The following is a 20,921-nucleotide window of genomic DNA, read 5'->3' on the forward strand; positions in this document are numbered from 1 at the left end:
CTGTGCCCAACACCGCAGGTAGTCGCAGGAGCGAATCATGACCAGGGCATGGCGAGGCCTCATCGAGGAATACCGGGACCGCTTGCCGGTGAGCGAGACGACGCCCGTGATCACGCTCCTTGAGGGCGGCACGCCACTCGTCCCCGCCCACCGCGTCTCCACGCTGACGGGCTGCGAGGTCTACCTGAAGGTCGAGGGCGCCAACCCGACCGGCAGCTTCAAGGACCGCGGCATGACCATGGCCATCAGCAAGGCCGTGGAGGAGGGCGCCAAGGCGGTCATCTGCGCCTCGACGGGCAACACCTCGGCCTCGGCCGCCGCCTACGCCGTACGCGCGGGGCTGACCTGCGCCGTGCTCGTGCCGCGCGGCAAGATCGCCATGGGCAAGCTCGCGCAGGCGCTCGTGCACGGCGCGACGCTACTGCAGGTCGAGGGGTCCTTCGACGACTGCCTCGAGATGACGAGGAAGCTGTCGGAGAACTACCCGATCGCGCTGGTCAACTCGGTCAACCCCTACCGCCTGCAGGGGCAGAAGACGGCCGCCTTCGAGATCGTCGACGCGCTCGGCGCCGCGCCCGACATCCACTGCATCCCCGTCGGCAACGCCGGCAACATCTCCGCCTACTGGATGGGCTACCAGGAGTACGGCACCTCCCCGCGCATGTTCGGCTTCCAGGCCAGCGGCGCGGCGCCCATCGTCAACGGCGCCCCCGTCACCCACCCGCACACCATCGCCACCGCCATCCGGATCGGCAACCCGGCGTCGTGGAAGCTCGCCGAGGCGGCCCGCGACGAGTCGGGCGGCCTCATCCAGGCGGTGACCGACCGGCAGATCGCCGCCGCCTACAAGCTGCTGGCGCAGGAGGAGGGCGTGTTCGTCGAGCTCGCCTCGGCCGCCAGCGTCGCGGGGCTGCTGCACGCGCACGCCCAGGGACTCGTGGAGGCGGGCCGGCGCATCGTCTGCACGGTCACGGGCAACGGGCTGAAGGACCCCGATTGGGCGATCTCGGGCGCGCCCGCGCCCGTCACCATCCCCATCGACGTCCACGCCGCGGCCTCCGCGCTCGGCCTCGACTGATCCTTCTCTCTTCCGTACGGCAGGCCGGCTCGGCGCCTCCGTGGTCACGGGGCGCCGTCCGCCGAAGGCGCGCCGCCCAGCAGGACTCCGGCGCCCGCCGTCACGGCGACCCTTAGGAGATGCATGACCGACAGCAGGGTGATCGTCCGGGTTCCGGCGACATCGGCGAATCTTGGCCCCGGATTCGACTCCCTCGGCCTGGCCCTGAGCCTCCATGACGAGATCGAGGCGTCGCTGTTCACGCCGACGGGCGGCGGGCGCGCGGTGGAGGTCGCGGTCGAGGGCGAAGGGTTCGGAGAGCTCGACCTCGGCGACGACCACCTCGTCGTCCAGGCCATGCGCAGGGCCTTCGACCGGATGGACGCGCCGCAACCAGCGGGAATCCGCCTGCTGTGCCGCAACAGGATTCCGCACGCGCGTGGCCTCGGGTCCTCCTCGGCCGCCATCTGCGCGGGGATCCTCGCCGCCAGGGCGCTGGCGGGCCTGCCGTACACGCCGGAGGGAGGCGTGGCGCCGCTCGGCTCTCAGCGAACAACGGAGCTGAGCAACGAGGACGTCTTCGCCCTCGCCACCGAGATGGAAGGGCATCCGGACAACGTGGCCCCCTGCCTTGCCGGTGGGCTCACCATCGCGTGGACGGACCAGGCCGGAGCTCCGCGTATGGTGAAGCTGGTCCCCGACGCGAACGTCAGGCCTGTCGTGCTGATACCCGCCACGCGGCTGTCCACCGAGGCGGCAAGGGGGCTGCTACCCAAGGATGTGCCCCACAAGGACGCGTCCTTCAACGCGGGGCGGGCCGCGTTGCTGATCGCCGCGCTGACCGGGCGACCCGAACGTGAGCTGCTGCTGGCCGGCACGGAAGACCGTCTTCACCAGGAATACCGCGCGCCTGCCATGCGGCGGACCGCCGATCTGGTAAAACGGCTGCGTGCCATGGGCGTGCCCGCCACCGTTTCGGGGGCGGGTCCCACGATCCTTGCGTTTTCGACATCGGATGCGCAGGATTCGATCGCGCCAGAAGTGGGTAGTGACTGGCACATCCAGCTCATGGACGTCGACCATCACGGTGCGACCGTTCAGTTCCCCGAGACACGCTGATGCCTCTTAGACCTTCAGGGAATAGCCGTGTGCGCTGGTGATGTTAGGCTGGTAGCCGCACCAGATGCCCCCTTGTTGGGTGCGTGCTTGTCAGCCAGATATCGCTGCATCATGCTTCACGTCGCGAGGCGTGGGCAGCACGGCTGTCTCCCCGAATCCGCTCGCCCCGTTCGGCCCACACCCGGTCGGCGCGACGCGAGGCGGCGAATCCGGGGACCTGCGCGTTCGAACCACCTCGACATCTGGCTGGCGACAGCAATCTGGGGGGTTCCCTCCACGCGCCACCGTCCTGTGGCGACCTGGACGAATCCCTCCCCAACCGTGGCGGCCGTCCTGCGCGGCGGCCGAAGATCGCAAAGTGCACCCCGACCCGGACTGTCCCGCCGGATCGACAGCACCTCCGGGACGATCGGCTGATCATGGCCGACGCCCGACCCCTGGGAAGGACCCTTAGTTGAGCGACACCACCGAACTCCTCTCCGACGCTTCCGGCTCGGCCGCGAGCGCGTCCGGCGACACCCCCACCCGCGCCGCGGCCAAGCCGCGGGCGCGTCGCTCCGGCACCGGACTGTCCGCGAAGGTGCTACCCGAGCTGCAGAAGATCGCCGCCGAGCTGGGCATCAGCGGGACCGGGCGGATGCGCAAGAGCGAGCTCATCGCGCGTATCCAGGAGAAGCAGGGAGTCGGCGCCGGTGACAGCGCCCAGGCGGCCGCCGAGGCGCCCGCCCCCGCCGAGGCGCCGGCCGTGGCCGAGCGCCCCGCCCGCAGTCGTCGGGAACGTTCCCGCCCTGCGCCCGCCGCCGAGCCCGTGACCGCACCCGAGCCCGTCGCCGCTGCCCCCGAGCAGCCGGCCGTGGCCGCCGCCGCGCCCGTGGTCGAGCAGCCGCAGCAGCCTGTCGTGGAGCAGCCCGACCAGCAGGACGGCCGCGCCGAGCGTGGCGAGAGCCGCCGCGACCGTGGCGAGCGCCGCAGCCGCCGCGAGCGCGGTGAGCGTGCTGACCGCGGTGAGCGTGCTGACCGCGGTGACCGCGGTGACCGCGGTGACCGTGGCGAGCGTGGTGACCGCGACCGTCAGGAGCGTGGCGGCGAGCGCCAGGAGCGCGGCGAGCAGCAGCCGCAGCGCACCGACCGCGGCCAGGAGCGCTCTCAGGACCGCTCTCAGGACCGCTCTCAGGACCGAGGCCAGGACCGCTCTCAGGACCGGGGCCAGGACCAGCGCGGCGTGGGCGACGACGACGAGCGCGGGCGCGGCAGGCGCGGTCGCTTCAGGGAGCGCAACCGTGGCCGTGGCCGCGACCGCTTCGACAGCAACGAGCCCGTGATCGGCGACGACGATGTTCTCATCCCGATCGCCGGCATCCTCGACATCCTCGACAACTACGCGTTCGTCAGGACCAGCGGCTACCTGCCCGGCTCCAACGACGTGTACGTGTCGCTGGCCCAGATCCGCCGCAACGGCCTGCGCAAGGGCGACGTCGTCACCGGCGCCGTCCGCCAGCCGCGCGACGGCGAGCGCAGGGAGAAGTTCAACGCCCTGGTCCGCCTCGACACGGTCAACGGCATGGACCCGGAGCAGGCCCGCAACAGGCCCGACTTCAACAAGCTCACCCCGCTCTACCCGCAGGAGCGGCTGCGCCTGGAGACCGAGCCCAACATCCTGACCACGCGGATCATCGACCTCGTGTCGCCGATCGGCAAGGGCCAGCGCGGGCTCATCGTCTCGCCGCCCAAGGCCGGCAAGACGATGGTGCTGCAGTCGATCGCCAACGCGATCACCCGCAACAACCCCGAGTGCCACCTGATGGTCGTGCTCGTGGACGAGCGGCCCGAAGAGGTCACCGACATGCAGCGCTCGGTCAAGGGCGAGGTCATCCACTCGACCTTCGACCGTCCCGCCGAGGACCACACCACCGTCGCCGAGCTCGCCATCGAGCGCGCCAAGCGTCTGGTGGAGCTGGGCCACGACGTGGTCGTCCTGCTCGACTCCATCACCCGCCTCGGCCGCGCCTACAACCTGGCGGCCCCCGCGTCCGGACGCATCCTGTCCGGTGGTGTCGACTCGACCGCGCTCTACCCGCCGAAGCGCTTCTTCGGCGCGGCGCGCAACATCGAGAACGGCGGCTCCCTGACGATCCTCGCCACCGCCCTGGTCGAGACCGGGTCGAAGATGGACGAGGTCATCTTCGAGGAGTTCAAGGGCACCGGCAACGCGGAGCTCAAGCTCAACCGCTCGCTGGCCGACAAGCGCATCTTCCCCGCGGTGGACGTCGACGCGTCCGGCACCCGTAAGGAAGAGATCCTCATGGGCAAGGACGAGCTCCAGATCGTCTGGAAGCTTCGCCGGGTCCTGCACGCGCTGGACATGCAGCAGGCGCTCGAGCTGCTTCTGGAGAAGATGAAGGAGACGAAGTCCAACGCGGAGTTCCTCCTCCAGGTCCAGAAGACGACGGTCAGCTCCGACCGCGACTAGCACGACGTACGGCGAAACGCCCCGGGTGTTCCCACCCGGGGCGTTCTCGCGCCTGCGGGACCTTCGACGCCGCCGACGGGGGCGAGGGCCGGAGACGAAAGACGGCCCGTCCCCTTCGCGGGAGCGGGCCGTACCTCCGGTCATCCGGCTACTTCACGTCCACGAACTCCTGAGCCGACCAGGAGCTGTACGTCTTGCCGGTCGCGGGCACCTTGGCGCGCCAGTACCCGTCGTACTTCTGCTTGACGGCCTTGGTGTACTTGCCCGTCGACGTCGCCTTGGCGAAGCCCATGAACTTGTACGACTTGGTGCCCTTCTTCTTGAAGTACACCTCGACGATCTTGCCCGAGTACGCCTTGGTCCCCCTGTAGACCTTGCCGTTGATCTTGAAGGTCCGGCCGACCTTGGCCTTGCTCGGCGCGGTCAGCGTGATCTTCGACTTCGACTTCTTGGACGCTCCGCCGGCGGGGGCGTTGACGCTGAACGAGCCGACACCCTTGAGCGTCTCGTTCCCCCGGCTGGCGGAGATCTCCAGCGTCCAGTTGCCCGGCGCGCTGTCGTCGGTGAAGTAGACGACGCCGGTGTAGTAGCCGTCGGTGTCGAGCTCCAGGCTGCCGAGGTCGTAGTACTCGGAGGTGGTGTCGCTGGTCATCTTGGCGCTCACCTGGGAGGCGTCCTTGACCGCCGCGCGGACGGTGACCTTGACCTCCTTGCCCTTGATCAGGTCCACGGGGTTCGGGGTGACGGAGGCCCCGCTGATGCCCTGCTTGGGAGCGACCTTGACCGTGAAGGTGTTCGTGCCGCGAGAGGTCACGATCCTCAGGGTCCAGTCGCCGGACGGGTCGTCCTTGGAGATCGTGAACTTGCCGTTACCCGGCGCGGAGGCCGGGCGGGGCTTGTCGTCGGTGATTGCGCCGGGCGCGGTGTAGCTGACCGTCGCCGGCTTGGCGGCCTTGCCCGGCGGCGTGATGTCGGCGGAGGTGATCTTCACCTCGTCGGCGCCGCTGGTCGGGCCGTTGCCGGTCCCGAGCGGGTTCGACACCTGGAAGGTGAACGAAACCTCGATCTCCTTGTCAGCGGGCACGTACGCGTTGCCGACGGACACGTTGGCGATGTCGTCGGCTGCAGCGTAGGCCGCCCGCGACACGGATGCGCTGGCCGAGGAGAGGCCGGCGCCCCCGACGAGCACAGCCACCCCCGTTGCGGTCGCCAGCAGCAACCGCATCCTTCTCTTCATGTGATGGGGCCCCTTGCATCGGTGTATATGTGAGAAAAGTTACGGATTGGACGTTTGAGCCTAGTGGGGCCTGTGTGACTCGTCCATAAGATCGCCGGGAATGCCTCGTGGCCTGGGATGGTTGGAGGATCTGGCACACTGGTAGCTGAAGCCGAGCGGTACCGGTTCCCGCAGTGCGCGATCGACAGTGTGCGACAGCGCGCAAGCCGTACGGAGCGACCCGGCGACCGCACCCCGAAAGGACAGCCATGAAGCGCGACATCCACCCCGAGTACCACGTGACGCAGGTCACCTGCACCTGCGGCAACTCCTTCACCACGCGCAGCACCGCGAAGAACGGCGTCATCCACGCCGACGTGTGCTCGGCCTGCCACCCGTTCTACACGGGCAAGCAGAAGATCCTCGACACCGGCGGTCGCGTGGCGCGCTTCGAGCAGCGCTTCGGCAAGAAGGCCAGCAAGTAGCTTCCCTGACGCCGGCCCGGAGACGCGCGTGCGCGCTCCCGGGTCGGCGTTCGTGGTGAAGAGGGCGGCGACAAAGCGGAAGAAGGACGCACGGTGAATCTCGACGAACTGCTCGGTGAGTACGCCGAGCTGGAGCAGCAGCTCGCGGACCCCGCCGTGCACGCCGACCAGAACAAGGCCCGCACGCTCGGCAGGCGCTACCGCCAGCTCACGCCCGTCATCGGCACCTACCGCGAGCTGGAGGGCGTCCGTGACGACCTCGCCGCGGCCAAGGAGCTGGCGGCGGAGGACGAGGCCTTCGCCGAGGAGGCGGCCCAGCTGGAGGAGCGCGTCCCGAAGCTGGAGGATAAGCTCAAGCATCTGCTCATCCCGCGTGACCCCAATGATGAGAAGGACATCATCATGGAGATCAAGCAGGGTGAGGGCGGCGAGGAGTCGGCGCTGTTCGCCGGAGACCTGCTGCGAATGTATCTGCGCTACGCCGAGCGGCTCGGGTGGAAGACCGAGATCATCGACGCCCAGCACTCCGACCTCGGCGGCTACAAGGACGTCACGGTCGCGATCAAGGCCAAGGGTGACGAGGGCGTCTGGTCGAGGCTGAAGTACGAAGGCGGCGTGCACCGCGTGCAGCGGGTGCCCGTCACTGAGTCGCAGGGCCGGATCCACACCAGCGCCACCGGCGTGCTGGTCTACCCCGAGGCCGAAGAGGTCGAGATCAACATCGACCCCAACGACCTGCGCGTAGACGTCTACCGCTCCAGCGGCCCCGGCGGGCAGAGCGTCAACACCACCGACTCGGCGGTCCGCATCACGCACCTGCCGACCGGTGTGGTGGTCTCCTGCCAGAACGAGAAGAGCCAGCTCCAGAACAAGGAGTCGGCGATGCGCATCCTGCGGGCCAGGCTGCTGGCCGTGGCGCAGGAGGAGGCCGAGGCCGCCGCCCAGGCCGAGCGCAAGTCGCAGGTCCGCACGATGGACCGCTCGGAGCGCATCAGGACCTACAACTTCCCCGAGAACCGCATCTCCGACCACCGTGTCGGCTTCAAGGCGTATAACCTCGACCAGGTGCTCGACGGAGAACTGAGCGCTGTCACCCAGGCCCTCATCGACGCCGAAATGGCGGAGAAGCTCGCACAACACTCATGACATTCCTGCTGGACGAGATCGCTCTCGCAACCGCTCGCCTGGCCGAGGCCGGGGTGCCGTCTCCGCGCACGGACGCGGAGGAGATCGCGGCGTTCGTCCACGGCGTGCGCAGGAGCGCGCTCCACACCGTGAAGGACGCCGACTTCGACGCCCTCTTCTGGGAGGGCGTCGCCAGGCGCGAGGCCAGAGAGCCGCTGCAGCACATCACCGGCCACGCCTACTTCCGCTACCTGGAGCTGGCCGTGGGCCCCGGCGTCTTCGTGCCCAGACCGGAGACCGAGGTGGTCGCGGGCTGGGCGATCGAACGCCTCCGCGAGATGGACGTCGCCGAGCCGCTCGTGGTCGACCTCGGTACCGGCTCGGGCGCGATCGCGCTGTCGATCGCGCAGGAGGTCGCGCTGGCACAGGTCCACGCGGTCGAGGTCGATCCCGACGCGTACGGCTGGGCCAAGCGCAACATCGCCGAACACGGCCAGGGCCGCGTCCACCTGCACCCCGAGGACCTCGCCGACGCGCTTCCCGAGCTCAACGGCAAGGTCGACCTCGTGATCTCCAACCCGCCCTACATCCCGCCGGGGGCAGTCCCTCGCGACCCCGAGGTGCGCGACTACGACCCCTCGCGCGCCCTGTACGGCAGCGGCGCCGACGGGCTCAACGAGGTCAGAGCCGTCGAGCGTACCGCCCGCCGCCTGCTCAGGCCGGGCGGGCTGGTCGCCGTCGAGCACGCCGACGAGCAGGGCCAGGCCGTCTACCGCCTCTTCCCCGAGGACAAGGGCTGGCGCGACGCCCGGCTGCGCCAGGACCTCACCCGCAGGGACCGCTTCGTCACCGCCAAGTTCGGCCAGGAATAGGATTGCTCGCCGTGGGACGACGTTATGACTGCGCAGACCCCGATCAGAAGGCCGCGGGGCTGACCGACGCGGCTTCTGCCGTACGCAAGGGCGAGCTCGTGGTGCTGCCGACGGACACCGTCTACGGCATCGGCGCCGACGCCTTCACCCCCTCGGCGGTGAGCGCGCTGCTCGAGGCCAAGGGCCGGGGACGCGACATGCCGCCGCCCGTCCTCGTCGGCACCGTGCGCGCCGCGAACGCCCTGGTGGAGGACCTCGGCCCGTACGGCCAGGACCTCATCGACGCCTTCTGGCCCGGACCGCTGACGCTGGTGTGCAAGGCGAACAGGTCGCTGTCGTGGGACCTCGGCGACACCAAGGGCACGGTCGCCCTGCGGATGCCGCTGCATCCCGTCGCGCTCGACCTGCTCAAGGAGACGGGCCCGATGGCCGTCTCCAGCGCCAACCGTTCTGGCTCGCCCGCCGCGACGACGGCGCAGGGCGCGGAGGATCAGCTCGGCGAGTCGGTCGCCGTCTACCTCGACGGCGGTCCCTGCGCGGACGACACGCCCTCGACCATCCTCGACCTGACGACGGCGGTGCCCCGCCTGCTCAGGAAGGGCGCCATCTCGGTGGAGAAGCTGCGCGGCATCGTGGGTTACGTCGCCACCGACGATTGATGCCGTCTGTTTATCCCTGAGGCGGGCGGCTTCGGCTGCACCTACCGTGTGGCGCATGGGCTCGTTCGACGGTATGGATCCGACCCTGGTGCGCGACCTGCTGGCCGAGGTACAGCGGGCCGCCGCGCAGATGCGGACGATCGAGAGCAGGGTCGCGCAGGCGGCCAGGACCGCGGGGCTCGCGACACCCGCGACCCACCGGCCTTCGCAGGTGGCCGACGCGTGCGAGAGCATGGCGCGCGACGTCACGGGGCGGCTGGCGCTGCTGGAGAAGAAGGAGACCGCGCCCCGGACGGGCGAGCAGGTCAAGGACGTGTCGGCGAACGGCACGCCCGCGTCGGGCAAGGACGAGGACCCCTCACCGAAGGAGACCACCGGTAGGGACGCCACCGGTAAGGAGACCTCTGGTAAGGAGGCCTCAGGTAAGGAGCCCGCCGGGAAGGACACCACGCCGAAGGACTCGACGGCGACCGACTCCACGCCGAGAGATCCGCGTGAGACGCCCAGGGAACCGCGGGACGAGGCGAAGGAACCGCGCGAGACGCCCAGGGAAACCCGGGATGAGGCGAAGGAACCGCGCGATGTTCCGAAAGAGCAGCGTGAGGTCCCGAAGGAGCAGCGCGACGACGACAGGGCCTCGCGTACGACCAACCCCCGGGACACGACGCCTTCCGAGCCGGAGCCGAAGAAGCACGCCACCCCGGCGGAGCCCACCCCGAGAAGCGAGACGCCTCGGGACACGACGCCCGCGGATCCGCCTTCCAGGAACGACCACCCCAAGACCGAGGCCGACCAGCCCAGGAGCGAGACGGACCGGCCAAGGGGTGAGAACCCCCAGCCGTCCCGCGAGACGGACCAGCCCAAGACCGAGACCGGCCAGCCCAGAAGTGAGACGGACCGGCCAAGGGGTGAGAACCCCCAGCCGTCCCGTGAGACGGACCAGCCCAGAAGCGAGACCGGCCGGCCCAGTGGCGAGACGGACCGGTCAAGGGCCGACGAGGCCGGTCAGCCGTCCCGTGAGACGGAGCAGCCCAAGACCGGCACGGACGAGCCGAAGGACGACGAGCGGGACAGCCGTCGCGACAGAGGCACGGAGCCCGACAGGTCCGGCCAGGACATCCTCGACACTCCGGGGAAGGACCACCCCGACGACATCGACCAGACCGACGCGGGCAAACCGCAGGTCGTCGAGGTGGACGGGGTCAAGGTCCTGCAGATCCCGCTCGACCCGCCCACGGCACGCGAGGTCGAGGACCTGCTGGAGCACGCCGACGCCGTACAGCCGGTCGACCTGCCCTCCGTCGAGCGCGCGGTGGACCCGGCCGCGCCCGCCGACCTGCCCTCCGTCGAGCGCGCGGTGGATCCGCCCGCGCCCGCCCAGCCGTCCGACGGTGCTGCGGGCCGTACGGGAAGCCAGACGGGCACCGGAGAGGTGCCCGCCACGTGGGCGAACGACGGGAGCGACGTGGTCTCGGCGGACGCGAGGCCGCCGTCCGACGCGGCGGTGAAGTCGCTGGCGGACCACGCGAGCGACATCGGCCCGAAGGACATGCCGGGCGTGCGGCTGCCGACCGGCGAGTGGGGCCGAGCGGCGATCCCGGACGGCATCGGCCCTGACGGGCCCGCCGGCTCGGTGCACCCCGGCGAGGCGGCGGCCCAGGCCCAGGACACCGACGGCCGAGCATCGGCGGGCACACCGGACGGCGACGCCCAGGTCTCCAAGGGTGGGCGTGACGGTGATCCGCAGGTCTCTGGGGGTGGGCGTGACGGTGATCCGCAGGTCTCTGGGGGTGGGCGTGACGGTGATCCGCAGGTCTCTGGGGGTGGGTGTGACGGTGATCCGCAGGTCTCTGGGGGCGGCCGCGACGGCGACGCCCAGACCTCCGGGGGCGGGCGTGACGGTGATCCGCAGGTCTCCAGGGGTGGGTGTGACGGCGATCCGCAGGTCTCCGGGGGCGGCCGCGACAGCGATCCGCAGGTCTCCGGTCGAGTGGCCGATGGGCACGCGCAGGTCGCCGATGGAGGGGCGGCGTCCTCGCGGGTCCCCGAGGGCATGCCGGATGGGCACGAGCAGGAGGCAGGCCGAACGCCCGACGCGGATTCCCCTGGGGCGGGAGGTGTGCGGGAGTCTCCCGCGGCCTTCGGGGGCGTCGGTGGCACGGGCGGGGAGGCTGCGACCGGGACGGGTCCTGGGGATGTCGCGAGGTGGGCGAACGACGGCAGTGACGTGGTGTCGGTGGATGCCGGGCCGCCGTCGGAGGCCGCGCTCAGGACGCTCATGGACGACGCGAGCGACATCGAGCCGATGGACATGCCGAGTGTGCGGGTGCCGCCGGGGGAGTGGGGCAGGGGCGAGTGGGTGCCGGAGAACATCCGCCCGGACGGGCCCGCGGGCTCGGTGGACCCCGGCGGGCCGACGGCCCGTCCTGCCGACGCCGACGGCCGGACCCCCGGAGACGCTCCGGACGCGAACGAGCAGACCTCCGGTGGGGCTGGGGACGCGAACGAGCAGACCTCCGGTGGGGCTGGGGACGCGAACGAGCAGACCTCCGGTGGGGCTGGGGACGCGGATCGGCGGGACACCGATCGGGCGTCGGACGGGTACGTGCGAGATCCCGGGGGTGTGGCGGGAGGTGTGCGGGAGTCTCCCGCGGCCTTCGGGGGCGTCGGTGGCACGGGCGGGGAGGCTGTGACCGGGACGGGTCCTGGGGATGTCGCGAGGTGGGCGAACGACGGCAGTGACGTGGTGTCGGTGGATGCCGGGCCGCCGTCGGAGGCCGCGCTCAGGACGCTTATGGACGACGCGAGCGACATCGAGCCGATGGACATGCCGAGCGTGCGGGTCCCGCCCGGCGAGTGGGGCAAGGGCGAGTGGGTTCCCGAGGACTTCGGGCCGGACGGCGCGCCCGGCCGGGTCGAGGCGAACGCGCCCGACCGGCCGATCGTGCCGCCGGGCAGCTGAGAGGGAGTACGCGCATGTACGTCGATCCACCGGCTCCACAGCCGCGCCAGCCGGGCGAGCAGCCGCCCGCGACGGGCTCGGGCGGCCCCCTGGACGGGCACCCGAGGGCCTGGGAGTTCAACCCCGACTACCAGCGCCTGGTGACCGCATGGCATGCCGTCCTGCCCCTGCTGGAGACGCTGACGGCCTCCCTGGACAAGGCCTACCAGCTGGCGCGCAGCCCGCAGACGTGGGAGGCGCCGGTCGGTGGTCGGTATGTGGAGGATCTGGCCGAATGGCGCAACCGGCTGGCGTTGTACCGTCAGTCGGTGCTCACGGCGATCAGCGACCAGGCGGCGGACACGCCGCGGTGGGTGCCCGCCGCGGTCGGCGCGCCCCATGCCTTCTCGTGATTGTGGGCTTACAGTGGGGGAATGGGTGACGCACCCCAGTACGGCCCGGATTTCGGGGCCCTCCAGCGGGAGGACCCCGAGATCGCGCAGGTGCTGCTGGACGAGCTGGCTCGGGTGCGGGGCGGCCTGCAGCTCATAGCGAGCGAGAACTTCACCTCCCCTGCTGTGCTGGCCGCGCTGGGGTCGACGCTCACCAACAAGTACGCCGAGGGCTATCCGGGCAGGCGATACTACGGCGGCTGCGAGGTGGTCGACAGGGCCGAGTTCCTGGCGGTACGGCGGGCCAGGGAGCTGTTCGGCGCCGACCACGCCAACGTGCAGCCGCATTCGGGCGCGAGCGCGAACCTGGCCGCCTACGCCGCGCTGCTCCAGCCGGGTGACACGATGCTGGCGATGGCGCTACAGCATGGCGGCCATCTCACGCACGGCTCGCGGGTCAACTTCTCCGGCCGCTGGTTCGACGTGGTGTCGTACGGCGTGCGCCGCGACACCGAGCTCATCGACTACGACGAGGTGCGCGATCTGGCGCTCAGGCACCGCCCGAAGCTCATCGTGTGCGGCGCCACGGCCTATCCCCGGCTGATCGACTTCGGGGTGTTCCGCGGCATCGCCGACGAGGTGGGCGCGTGGCTGATGGCCGACGTGGCGCACACGATCGGCCTGATGGCGGGTGGCGCGATCCCGTCGGCGGTGCCGTACGCGGACGTCGTCACGTTCACCACGCACAAGGCGCTGCGCGGTCCGCGCGGCGGCGGCATCCTGTGCACGGCCGAGCTGGCGGCGAAGGTCGACAGGGCGGTCTTCCCGTTCGTGCAAGGCGGTCCGCTCATGCACGCGATCGCCGCGAAAGCCGTCGCGTTCGGCGAGGCGATGCGGCCGGAGTTCGCCGACTACGCGAGGATGGTGGTCGACAACGCGCGCGCTCTCTGCGAGGCGCTGGACGGGATGCGGGCGGTGTCCGGCGGCACCGACACCCATCTGGCGCTCATCGACCTGCGCGGCTGCGCGGTGACGGGCGCGGAGGCGGAGCGGCGTTGCGCGGCGGCGGGCATCACGCTCAACCGCAACGCGATCCCGTACGACCCCGAGCCGCCCGCCGTCACGTCGGGCCTGCGGGTGGGCACCCCCTGTGTCACGACACAGGGCATGGGAGCCGAGCAGATGAAGGAGGTGGGAACGCTGGTCTCGCGGGCGGTGAGATATCCCGAAACAGCGGATGAAGTGCGGGAACGTGTCACCGAGCTGGCCGCAGAGCACCAGCCCTATCTCAGCGAATTATAAGGTGATCTGTGTCGATTTCCGGTCACAGCTGGCCGGTGCATCCGGGAAACTAGGTCCGTGCGCGAATACCTCTTCATGGCGCTGGCAGCGGCGGCGGTGACGTACCTGCTCGTCCCGCTGGTCCGGCGTTTCGCCATCCGCATCGGAGCCATGCCCGAGGTTCGCGATCGCGACGTGCACACCACGCCGACTCCGCGGCTCGGCGGGCTCGCGATGTACGGCGGGCTGGTCGCGGGTCTGCTGACGGCCATGCAGCTCGACAAGACGGGCGGCGTGCTCGCCCAGGACGACACGGTGCTCGCGCTCATCGTCGCCGGAGGGCTGATCACGCTGACCGGCTTCCTCGACGACTGGTGGGGCATGGACGCCTTCATCAAGCTGGGCGGCCAGATCGGCGCGGCGGGCGTGCTGGTCTACTTCGGCCTGTTCCTGCCGTGGATCCCCTGGGTCAGCGGCGAGAGCATCGGCCTCGCGCCCGACCTGAGCGCGATCATCACGATCCTGGTCGTCGTCGTCTCCATCAACGCGGTGAACTTCGTCGACGGCCTCGACGGCCTGGCCGCGGGCATCGTCGGCATCGCCGCCGCCGCCACGTGGGTCTACGCCATCTTCCTCGACCAGAACATCGAGCAGAACAGGATCAACACCACCGCGGCCATCACCGCGATCCTGATCGGCATGTGCCTGGGTTTCCTGCCGCACAACTTCCATCCCGCCAGGATCTTCATGGGCGACACGGGGGCGATGCTCCTCGGCCTGGTCCTGGCCTCGTCGCTGATCACCGTGACCCCTGTCGACGCCGACGTGATCCAGGGCATGAACCGGTTCGGCGCGCTGATGCCCATCCTGCTGCCGGCCGCGGTGATGGTGCTCCCGCTCATCGACCTGATAAGCGCGGTCATCAGACGCACCTCGATGGGGTTGTCGCCCTTCGCCCCGGATCGCGGTCACCTGCACCACCGGCTGCTCGACATCGGCCACTCCCACAGGCGCACAGTGCTGATCATGTACGCGTGGACGTCGCTGTTCGCGCTCGGCCTGGTCGGCATGTCGGTCACCGGCGTGCCTGTCGTGTTCTTCCCGATCGTGATCGTGCTGGCGATCGGCGTGCTGGTGTTGATGGCGCTGCCGCGCTGGCGCGGGAGGGGCGGCTCGCATTCCGCCAAGCGCAAGGACAAACCGGATGATGAGGACGATGGCCCAGCGACGGGCCCCATGCCGCCCATCAGGGGCGATGCCCAGCCCATGGGCCGGGAGGGCGACGACGCCTCCGTTCTCCCCGCGTTTCCTGCGCGTTCGTCTTGATCACGAACTAGAAAGAGCAGGTAAAGGCGGTCATCCATGAGCTTGTGATATCTTTCACGAGCAGGGCCCCCATAGAGTACGGCTCATGGGGTAGCAATCGCTCGCTTGTTAACTGACTGTCTGGAGCACCGATGCAGGCCAACGACGTGCGCGTCCTCAAGAGCGCCGCGCTACCCACCCTGGTGGTGGGGGCCGTCGCTGTCATCGTGGCTTTCCTGACGGCCGGCGGTAAGGGCGCCCTCGGCTCCGTCGTCGGTCTCGCGCTCGTCGCCGTCTTCTTCAGCGTCAGCGTGGTCGCGGTGACCTACGCCGCCCGCGTCTCCCCGCAGATGATGGCGATCGCCGCGATGGTCAGCTATCTCGTCAAGGTCGTCGTCATCATGGTGATGCTGCGCGCCTTCGGCGACACGACCGCGTGGAATCCCAAGGCCTTCGCCTGGACCGTCGTGGTCGGCACCATCGTCTGGACCGCCGGCGAGGTGCGCGCCTTCCTGAAGACCAAGATGCTGTACGTGGACCCCGAGACCAAGGTGCCCGGACAGGGGCAGTCATGATCCCCGGTAAAAGTAACGGGGCCCGATATGACTAGTCCTGCCTGTGCCTGCTATCGTCGGGCGCGCGATGAGCGAAGAGAAACGCCGGCCCGAGGACGACGGTCGCGACTTCGCCAACGCCGCGTGGTCGATTCCCAGCTACCTGCTCTCCGGGATGGTTGTCTACGGCGGTGCTGGCTGGTTGCTGGACCGGTATCTCGACACGTCCGCGTTCTTCCCCATAGGTGTCGTCCTGGGGACAGTGCTCGCCGTCTACCTGGTCTACCGGAAGCACGGCCGCTAACTCCGCGCGGCGGTACCGCCCGCCCAAGGAACTTTGTTGTGACCACCTACCACGCTGAAGGGAACGCCGCGTGATCGCGCTGACGCTCCTCGCCGATCCTGACCAGTTCCAGGCGCCGACGCCGGAAGAACTGTTCGAACTCCCTCCCATCATTGCCGGGGTCGACTGGTTCACCAAGCCGGTGCTGCTGGCGATCCTCAGCTCGATCATCGTGCTGGGCTTCCTGTGGGCCGCCTTCTCCAACCCGAAGATCGTGCCCAGGGGCGTCCAGAACGTCGCCGAGGTCGGCTACATGTTCGTCCGTGACCAGGTCGCCCGGCCCTTCCTGGGCAAGGACGCCGACCGGTTCATGGCCCTGCTCCTCAGCATGTTCTTCGTGATCTGGGTCTGGAACGTGATGGGTGTCATTCCCATCGCGCAGTTCCCCGTCGCCTCGCACATCGCCTTCCCGATCGTGCTCGCCGTCTCGGTCTACGTGCTGAAGCTCTACCTCGGCTTCAAGACCCAGGGTGTCGGCGGCTACTTCAAGAACATGATGTTCCCGCCGGGGCTGCCCAAGTTCATCTACGTCCTGCTGGCGCCGATCGAGTTCCTGTCGAACATGATCATCGCGCCGTTCACGCACGCGGTGCGACTTTTCGCCAACATGTTCGCCGGCCACATGCTCATCGCCTTCTTCAGCATGGTCGGCTTCTGGTTCCTGTTCGAGAAACTGACCCCTCTCGGTGCTCCGATCGGCGTGCTCGGCGTCCTGATGACGATCATCATGACCGGTTTCGAGCTGTTCATCATGTTCCTGCAGGCGTTCCTCTTCTCGATGCTGGCCGCCATGTACATCGGCAACAGCCTGCACCCGGAGCACTAAGAACCACCTACCGGTATATCCAGACCGGTGATACACCGCATCACCGGCCGACCAAGTAAAGGAAACAGCAATGAGCCTTCTCGCTGAGGTCTCCGGCAACGTCACCGCCATCGGCTACGGTCTCGCCGCCATCGGCCCCGGCATCGGCGTCGGCATCATCTTCGGTCAGGGCGTGCAGGCCATCGCGCGCCAGCCCGAGGCCTACGGACTGATTCGCCAGAACATGCTCCTCGGCTTCGTTCTCACCGAGGCCCTGGCGCTGATCGGTCTGGTCGCGCCGTTCATCTTCGCGAACCTGTAAAGACCGAAGACCACCCCTGACGAAAGGCTGCATCCATGAATACGGCAGCTTCGCTCCTCGCGGCGGAGGGCGGCGCCAACCCGCTGCTTCCGCACGCGTTCGAGCTGGTCGTGGGCATCTTCGCGTTCTTCGTCGTTCTCGTCGTCGTCGGTAAGATCCTCACCCCGCGCATCCAGAAGACTCTGGCCGAGCGGACCGACGCGATCGAGGGCGGCATCAAGAGGGCGGAGGACGCCCAGGCCGAGGCGCAGGCACTGCTCAAGCAGTACCGCGACCAGCTGGCCGAGGCCAGGCACGAGGCCGCCAGGCTGCGCGAGGAGGCTCGCGAGCAGGGCGCCCAGATCAAGGCCGAGCTCCGCGAGGAGGCCCAGGCCGAAGCGCGCCGCATCGTCGAGGCGGCGCACACGCAGATCGAGGCCGACCGCCAGCAGGCGTTCGCCCAGCTGCGCACCGAGATCGGTCGCCTGTCGACCGAGCTCGCCACCCGCATCGTCGGCGAGTCCCTCGAGGACGAGGCGCGTCAGCGCCGCGTCGTTGACCGGTTCCTCGACGAGCTGGAGAGCTCCTCTGCGCAGGCGGTGCGCTGATGCGTGGCCTGAGCAGGAGTTCGCTGGCCGCTGTTGAGGAGCGCTTCAACGCGGTGGCGGCTTCGGCCGACCTGGGGCGCCTGGCCGACGAGCTGCGCGCCGTCGCGGACCTGCTCGACCGTGAGCACGGGTTGCGCCGGAACCTTTCCGACCCGGCGCGGCCCGCGGCCCAGAAGGCCCAGGTCATGCGCATGCTGCTCGAGGGCAAGGTCAGCGACGCCGCGCTCGAGACGGCTGTGGCGGCCGCCGAGGCCAAGTGGTCGCGCGCCCGCGACCTGGCCGACGCGCTCGAGCGGCTCAGCGTGGTGGCCTCGGCCGCTCAGGCCGAGGCCGAGGGGCGGCTCGACGACGTGGAGGACGAGCTCTTCCGCTTCGGCCGCATCATCGCAGCCAACCCCGGCCTGCGTCTTGCGCTCACCGACCCGGCCGCCCCCGCCGAAGGCAAGGAGCGGCTGCTGAGCGAGCTGCTCGCCGACAAGGTGGCCCCGTCCACCCTGCGTCTCATCACGCAGCTGGTAGTTCACCCGCGAGGACGTAGCCTGGAGACTGGCCTGGAGGAGTACTCCAGCCTGGTCGCGGAGCAGCGTCAGCGTCTGGTGGCGGTGGTTCGCAGCGCGGTGGCGCTGACCGACGAGCAGAAGCAGCGCCTGGGTGCGTACCTGCGCACCTCCTACGGCCGTGACGTTCACGTGAACGTCGAGGTCGACCCGCGAGTGCTCGGTGGGTTCTCGGTTCGCATCGGCGACGAGGTCATCGACAGCACCATCGCGGGACGAATCGAAGAAGTCCGCCGCCGGTTGGCCGGCTAGGCGAATAGGGAGACAGAGAAGAGATGGCGGAGCTTACGATCCGGCCGGACGAGATCCGGGACGCGCTTGAGCGCTTCGTCCAGGCGTACGAACCGGAAGGCGCCGCGCGCGAGGAGATCGGGACCGTCGTCGACTGTGGCGACGGCATCGCCCATGTCTCCGGCCTTCCCTCGGCGATGGCGAACGAACTGCTCGAGTTCGAGGACGGCACGCGCGGCCTGGCACTGAACCTCGACACCCGCGAGATCGGTGTCGTTATCCTGGGCGACTTCAGCAAGATCGAGGAGGGCCAGACGGTCCGCAGGACCGGCGAGGTCCTGTCGGTGCCGATCGGCGACAACTTCCTCGGCCGCGTGGTCGACCCCCTGGGCAACCCGCTCGACGGCAAGGGCGAGATCGAGTCCGAGGGCCTGCGCGCCCTCGAACTGCAGGCGCCCAGTGTCGTCCAGCGCCAGCCGGTGAAGGAGCCCCTGGCCACCGGCATCAAGGCGATCGACGCCATGACCGCGATCGGCCGTGGTCAGCGTCAGCTGATCATCGGTGACCGTGGCACCGGCAAGACCGCGATCGCCGTCGACACCATCCTCAACCAGCGCGACAACTGGCTGTCGGGTGACCCCACCAAGCAGGTCCGTTGCGTCTACGTCGCCGTCGGCCAGAAGGGCTCGACGATCGCGCAGGTCAAGGGCCGCCTGGAGGAGGCGGGCGCGATGGAGTACACCACCATCGTCGCCGCCCCGGCCTCCGACCCCGCCGGCTTCAAGTACCTCGCCCCCTACACCGGTTCCGCCATCGGGCAGCACTGGATGTACCAGGGCAAGCACGTCCTCATCGTCTTCGACGACCTGACCAAGCAGGCCGACGCCTACCGCGCCGTGTCCCTGCTGCTGCGTCGCCCGCCGGGCCGTGAGGCCTTCCCCGGCGACGTCTTCTACCTCCACTCCCGTCTGCTGGAGCGCTGCGCCAAGCTCTCCGACGACATGGGCGCGGGCTCGATGACCGGTCTGCCGATCATCGAGACCAAGGGCAACGACGTCTCGGCGTTCATCCCGACCAACGTCATCTCCATCACCGACGGCCAGGTCTTCCTCGAGACCGACCTGTTCAACGCCGGTGTGCGCCCTGCCATCAACGTCGGTGTCTCCGTCTCCCGAGTCGGTGGCTCGGCGCAGACGAAGGCGATGAGGAAGGTCGCGGGCACGCTCCGTCTGGCCTTGTCGCAGTACCGCGACCTGGAGGCCTTCGCCTCCTTCGCCTCCGACCTGGACGCCGCTTCCAAGGCCCAGCTGGAGCGCGGTCTGCGCCTGGTCGAGCTGCTCAAGCAGCCGCAGTACAGCCCGTTCTCCCTGGAGCGCGAGGTCGTCTCGGTCTGGGCCGGTACCACCGGTGAGCTCGACGAGGTTCCGGTCGAGGACATCCGCCGCTTCGAGATCGAGTTCCTCGACTTCGTCCAGAGCGCGCACAAGTCCATCTTCACCAACATCAGCGAGACCAAGGACCTCTCCGACGACACGGTGACCGCCCTCAAGGACGCGATCACCGAGTTCAAGAAGAGCTTCACCACCTCTTCGGGTGATCTGCTCGTCCACGACGAGCCCGTCGCGCCGCTCGAGGCCGACGAGGTCGGTCAGGAGAAGATCCGCAAGGTCGTCCGCCCGGCGGAGAAGAAGTAGCCGATGGGTGCCCAGCTAAGGCTGCTGCGGCGGCGGATCAAGTCGGTCAAGTCGACCGCCAAGATCACGCGCGCCCAGGAGCTCATCGCCTCTTCGCGGATCGTGAAGGCGCAGCAGCGGATGCAGGCGGCGCTGCCGTACGAGCGTGAGATCACTCGCGCCGTGACGGGCGTCGTCAGCAACGCGGCCAGCGTCGACCACCCGCTGACCGTGGCGAAGGAGAACCCCGCCAAGGCGGGCGTCCTCATCGTCACCAGCGACAGCGGCTTCTGCGGCGGCTTCAACGCGAACATCCTGCGTGAGGCTGAGGCGCTCCGGGGTCTCCTGGAGGGTCGCGGCCTCACCGTGGTGCCGTTCGTCACGGGCCGCAAGGGTGTGGTGTGGCACAGCTTCCGCAGCAGGGAGATGGGCGGTCAGTGGACCGGCTTCTCCAGGAAGCCCTCCTACACCCACGCCAAGGAGATCGCGAACACGCTCATCGAGTCGTTCAAGGAGGAGCACGGGATCGACGAGATCCACATCGTCTCCACCCAGTTCGTCTCGATGCTGACGCAGGAGGTCGTGGTCAAGCGGGTTCTGCCGCTGGAGGTCGAGGAGACCGAGGCGACCGCGTCCGACACGATCCCGCCGTACTTCGAGTTCGAGCCGACGGCCGGTGATGTTCTGGAGTCGTTGCTGCCGCGCTACGTCGAGTCGCGCATCTTCACCGCGCTGCTCCAGTCGGCGGCGGCCGAGGAAGCCTCACGTCGGCGCGCCATGAAGTCGGCCACGGACAACGCCAACGAGCTCATCCGCGTGTTCACCATGCAGATGAACCAGGCTCGCCAGGCCGAGATCACCCAGGAAATCAGCGAGATCGTCGGTGGCGCCAACGCGCTGGCTGACGCCGCAGCGGGGAAAGAGTGA

20 protein-coding genes are annotated in these 20,921 nt (G+C 69.2%); 19 read left to right on the forward strand and 1 reads right to left on the reverse strand.

All coding sequences use genetic code 11. From position 1 onward, the window contains the following. The first annotated feature begins 37 nt into the window (after positions 1-37). From thrC to rho, 3 genes are all read left to right on the forward strand, one after another. A complete protein-coding gene (thrC, locus tag AC3EO4_RS17605) occupies positions 38-1,078 on the forward strand; it encodes a threonine synthase (RefSeq protein ID WP_379576734.1) in 1,041 nt (346 codons plus the stop codon). A gap of 123 nt (positions 1,079-1,201) precedes the next feature. Continuing rightward, complete coding sequence (gene thrB / locus AC3EO4_RS17610) at positions 1,202-2,176, forward strand: homoserine kinase (RefSeq protein WP_431896594.1); 975 nt, start codon at positions 1,202-1,204, stop codon at positions 2,174-2,176. 454 nt (positions 2,177-2,630) lie between these two features. Beyond that, entirely contained in the window at positions 2,631-4,646 is a 2,016-nt protein-coding gene (gene rho / locus AC3EO4_RS17615) for a transcription termination factor Rho (protein ID WP_431896595.1), read from the forward strand. A gap of 148 nt (positions 4,647-4,794) precedes the next feature. Here rho and AC3EO4_RS17620 read toward each other — a convergent pair whose 3' ends face one another. Next, positions 4,795-5,883, reverse strand: a complete 1,089-nt coding sequence (locus AC3EO4_RS17620; protein ID WP_431896597.1) for a hypothetical protein — start codon at positions 5,881-5,883, stop codon at positions 4,795-4,797. 248 nt (positions 5,884-6,131) lie between these two features. On the opposite strand from AC3EO4_RS17620, the gene rpmE reads away from it, so the two are divergent. The 16 genes from rpmE (at position 6,132) to AC3EO4_RS17700 (ending at position 20,921) form a co-directional block, all read left to right on the forward strand. After that, the gene (gene rpmE, locus AC3EO4_RS17625) at positions 6,132-6,347 is read left to right on the forward strand and encodes a 50S ribosomal protein L31 (RefSeq protein ID WP_379576741.1); all 216 of its coding nucleotides are present in this window, start codon (positions 6,132-6,134) and stop codon (positions 6,345-6,347) included. A gap of 93 nt (positions 6,348-6,440) precedes the next feature. Then, the gene (gene prfA / locus AC3EO4_RS17630; RefSeq protein ID WP_379576743.1) at positions 6,441-7,493 is read left to right on the forward strand and encodes a peptide chain release factor 1; all 1,053 of its coding nucleotides are present in this window, start codon (positions 6,441-6,443) and stop codon (positions 7,491-7,493) included. Beyond that, on the forward strand, positions 7,490-8,344 hold the full coding sequence (prmC, locus tag AC3EO4_RS17635) for a peptide chain release factor N(5)-glutamine methyltransferase (RefSeq protein WP_379576745.1): 855 nt from the start codon (positions 7,490-7,492) through the stop codon (positions 8,342-8,344). Before prfA ends, prmC begins: the two co-directional genes overlap by 4 nt. An 11-nt stretch (positions 8,345-8,355) precedes the next feature. Then, a complete protein-coding gene (locus tag AC3EO4_RS17640; protein WP_379576747.1) occupies positions 8,356-9,003 on the forward strand; it encodes an L-threonylcarbamoyladenylate synthase in 648 nt (215 codons plus the stop codon). Positions 9,004-9,058: 55 nt separating this feature from the next. Further along, the gene (locus AC3EO4_RS17645; protein ID WP_431896599.1) at positions 9,059-11,965 is read left to right on the forward strand and encodes a hypothetical protein; all 2,907 of its coding nucleotides are present in this window, start codon (positions 9,059-9,061) and stop codon (positions 11,963-11,965) included. Between the two features lie 14 nt (positions 11,966-11,979). Next, on the forward strand, positions 11,980-12,357 hold the full coding sequence (locus AC3EO4_RS17650) for a hypothetical protein (RefSeq protein ID WP_379576751.1): 378 nt from the start codon (positions 11,980-11,982) through the stop codon (positions 12,355-12,357). A 21-nt stretch (positions 12,358-12,378) separates the two neighbouring features. After that, positions 12,379-13,638, forward strand: a complete 1,260-nt coding sequence (locus AC3EO4_RS17655; RefSeq protein WP_431896600.1) for a serine hydroxymethyltransferase — start codon at positions 12,379-12,381, stop codon at positions 13,636-13,638. 57 nt (positions 13,639-13,695) lie between these two features. Next, on the forward strand, positions 13,696-14,943 hold the full coding sequence (locus AC3EO4_RS17660) for a glycosyltransferase family 4 protein (protein ID WP_379576755.1): 1,248 nt from the start codon (positions 13,696-13,698) through the stop codon (positions 14,941-14,943). 131 nt (positions 14,944-15,074) lie between these two features. Then, positions 15,075-15,497, forward strand: coding sequence for a Cg1360 family ATP-synthase-associated protein (locus AC3EO4_RS17665; RefSeq protein ID WP_379576757.1), 423 nt, complete (start codon positions 15,075-15,077; stop codon positions 15,495-15,497). 67 nt (positions 15,498-15,564) lie between these two features. Then, positions 15,565-15,780 (forward strand): AtpZ/AtpI family protein, encoded by a 216-nt coding sequence (locus tag AC3EO4_RS17670; protein WP_358131549.1) that lies wholly within the window; start codon positions 15,565-15,567, stop codon positions 15,778-15,780. Positions 15,781-15,850: 70 nt separating this feature from the next. Continuing rightward, entirely contained in the window at positions 15,851-16,645 is a 795-nt protein-coding gene (gene atpB / locus AC3EO4_RS17675) for a F0F1 ATP synthase subunit A (RefSeq protein ID WP_379576759.1), read from the forward strand. 70 nt (positions 16,646-16,715) lie between these two features. Further along, positions 16,716-16,946: an ATP synthase F0 subunit C gene (gene atpE, locus AC3EO4_RS17680; protein ID WP_354917244.1), complete on the forward strand. Its 231-nt coding sequence runs from the start codon at positions 16,716-16,718 to the stop codon at positions 16,944-16,946. A 35-nt stretch (positions 16,947-16,981) separates the two neighbouring features. Continuing rightward, positions 16,982-17,533, forward strand: coding sequence for a F0F1 ATP synthase subunit B (locus AC3EO4_RS17685; protein ID WP_379576760.1), 552 nt, complete (start codon positions 16,982-16,984; stop codon positions 17,531-17,533). Then, the gene (locus AC3EO4_RS17690) at positions 17,533-18,342 is read left to right on the forward strand and encodes a F0F1 ATP synthase subunit delta (RefSeq protein ID WP_431896603.1); all 810 of its coding nucleotides are present in this window, start codon (positions 17,533-17,535) and stop codon (positions 18,340-18,342) included. Before AC3EO4_RS17685 ends, AC3EO4_RS17690 begins: the two co-directional genes overlap by 1 nt. A 23-nt stretch (positions 18,343-18,365) precedes the next feature. Further along, entirely contained in the window at positions 18,366-20,015 is a 1,650-nt protein-coding gene (atpA, locus tag AC3EO4_RS17695) for a F0F1 ATP synthase subunit alpha (protein WP_379576763.1), read from the forward strand. A gap of 3 nt (positions 20,016-20,018) precedes the next feature. Further along, the gene (locus tag AC3EO4_RS17700; RefSeq protein WP_379576765.1) at positions 20,019-20,921 is read left to right on the forward strand and encodes a F0F1 ATP synthase subunit gamma; all 903 of its coding nucleotides are present in this window, start codon (positions 20,019-20,021) and stop codon (positions 20,919-20,921) included.

It is taken from the genome of Nonomuraea sp. bgisy101, assembly GCF_057708945.1.

Bases quoted from the DNA above. Each gene is read 5' to 3' on its own strand.
- thrC (WP_379576734.1), top strand. From the start codon at position 38: ATGACCAGGGCATGGCGAGGCCTCATCGAGGAATACCGGGACCGCTTG.
- thrB (WP_431896594.1), top strand. From the start codon at position 1,202: ATGACCGACAGCAGGGTGATCGTCCGGGTTCCGGCGACATCGGCGAAT.
- AC3EO4_RS17665 (WP_379576757.1), top strand. From the start codon at position 15,075: ATGCAGGCCAACGACGTGCGCGTCCTCAAGAGCGCCGCGCTACCCACC.
- AC3EO4_RS17690 (WP_431896603.1), top strand. From the start codon at position 17,533: ATGCGTGGCCTGAGCAGGAGTTCGCTGGCCGCTGTTGAGGAGCGCTTC.
- prmC (WP_379576745.1), top strand. From the start codon at position 7,490: ATGACATTCCTGCTGGACGAGATCGCTCTCGCAACCGCTCGCCTGGCC.
- AC3EO4_RS17620 (WP_431896597.1), bottom strand. From the start codon at position 5,883: ATGAAGAGAAGGATGCGGTTGCTGCTGGCGACCGCAACGGGGGTGGCT.
- AC3EO4_RS17650 (WP_379576751.1), top strand. From the start codon at position 11,980: ATGTACGTCGATCCACCGGCTCCACAGCCGCGCCAGCCGGGCGAGCAG.
- AC3EO4_RS17645 (WP_431896599.1), top strand. From the start codon at position 9,059: ATGGGCTCGTTCGACGGTATGGATCCGACCCTGGTGCGCGACCTGCTG.
- AC3EO4_RS17685 (WP_379576760.1), top strand. From the start codon at position 16,982: ATGAATACGGCAGCTTCGCTCCTCGCGGCGGAGGGCGGCGCCAACCCG.
- atpE (WP_354917244.1), top strand. From the start codon at position 16,716: ATGAGCCTTCTCGCTGAGGTCTCCGGCAACGTCACCGCCATCGGCTAC.
- AC3EO4_RS17655 (WP_431896600.1), top strand. From the start codon at position 12,379: ATGGGTGACGCACCCCAGTACGGCCCGGATTTCGGGGCCCTCCAGCGG.
- AC3EO4_RS17700 (WP_379576765.1), top strand. From the start codon at position 20,019: ATGGGTGCCCAGCTAAGGCTGCTGCGGCGGCGGATCAAGTCGGTCAAG.
- atpA (WP_379576763.1), top strand. From the start codon at position 18,366: ATGGCGGAGCTTACGATCCGGCCGGACGAGATCCGGGACGCGCTTGAG.
- AC3EO4_RS17670 (WP_358131549.1), top strand. From the start codon at position 15,565: ATGAGCGAAGAGAAACGCCGGCCCGAGGACGACGGTCGCGACTTCGCC.
- rpmE (WP_379576741.1), top strand. From the start codon at position 6,132: ATGAAGCGCGACATCCACCCCGAGTACCACGTGACGCAGGTCACCTGC.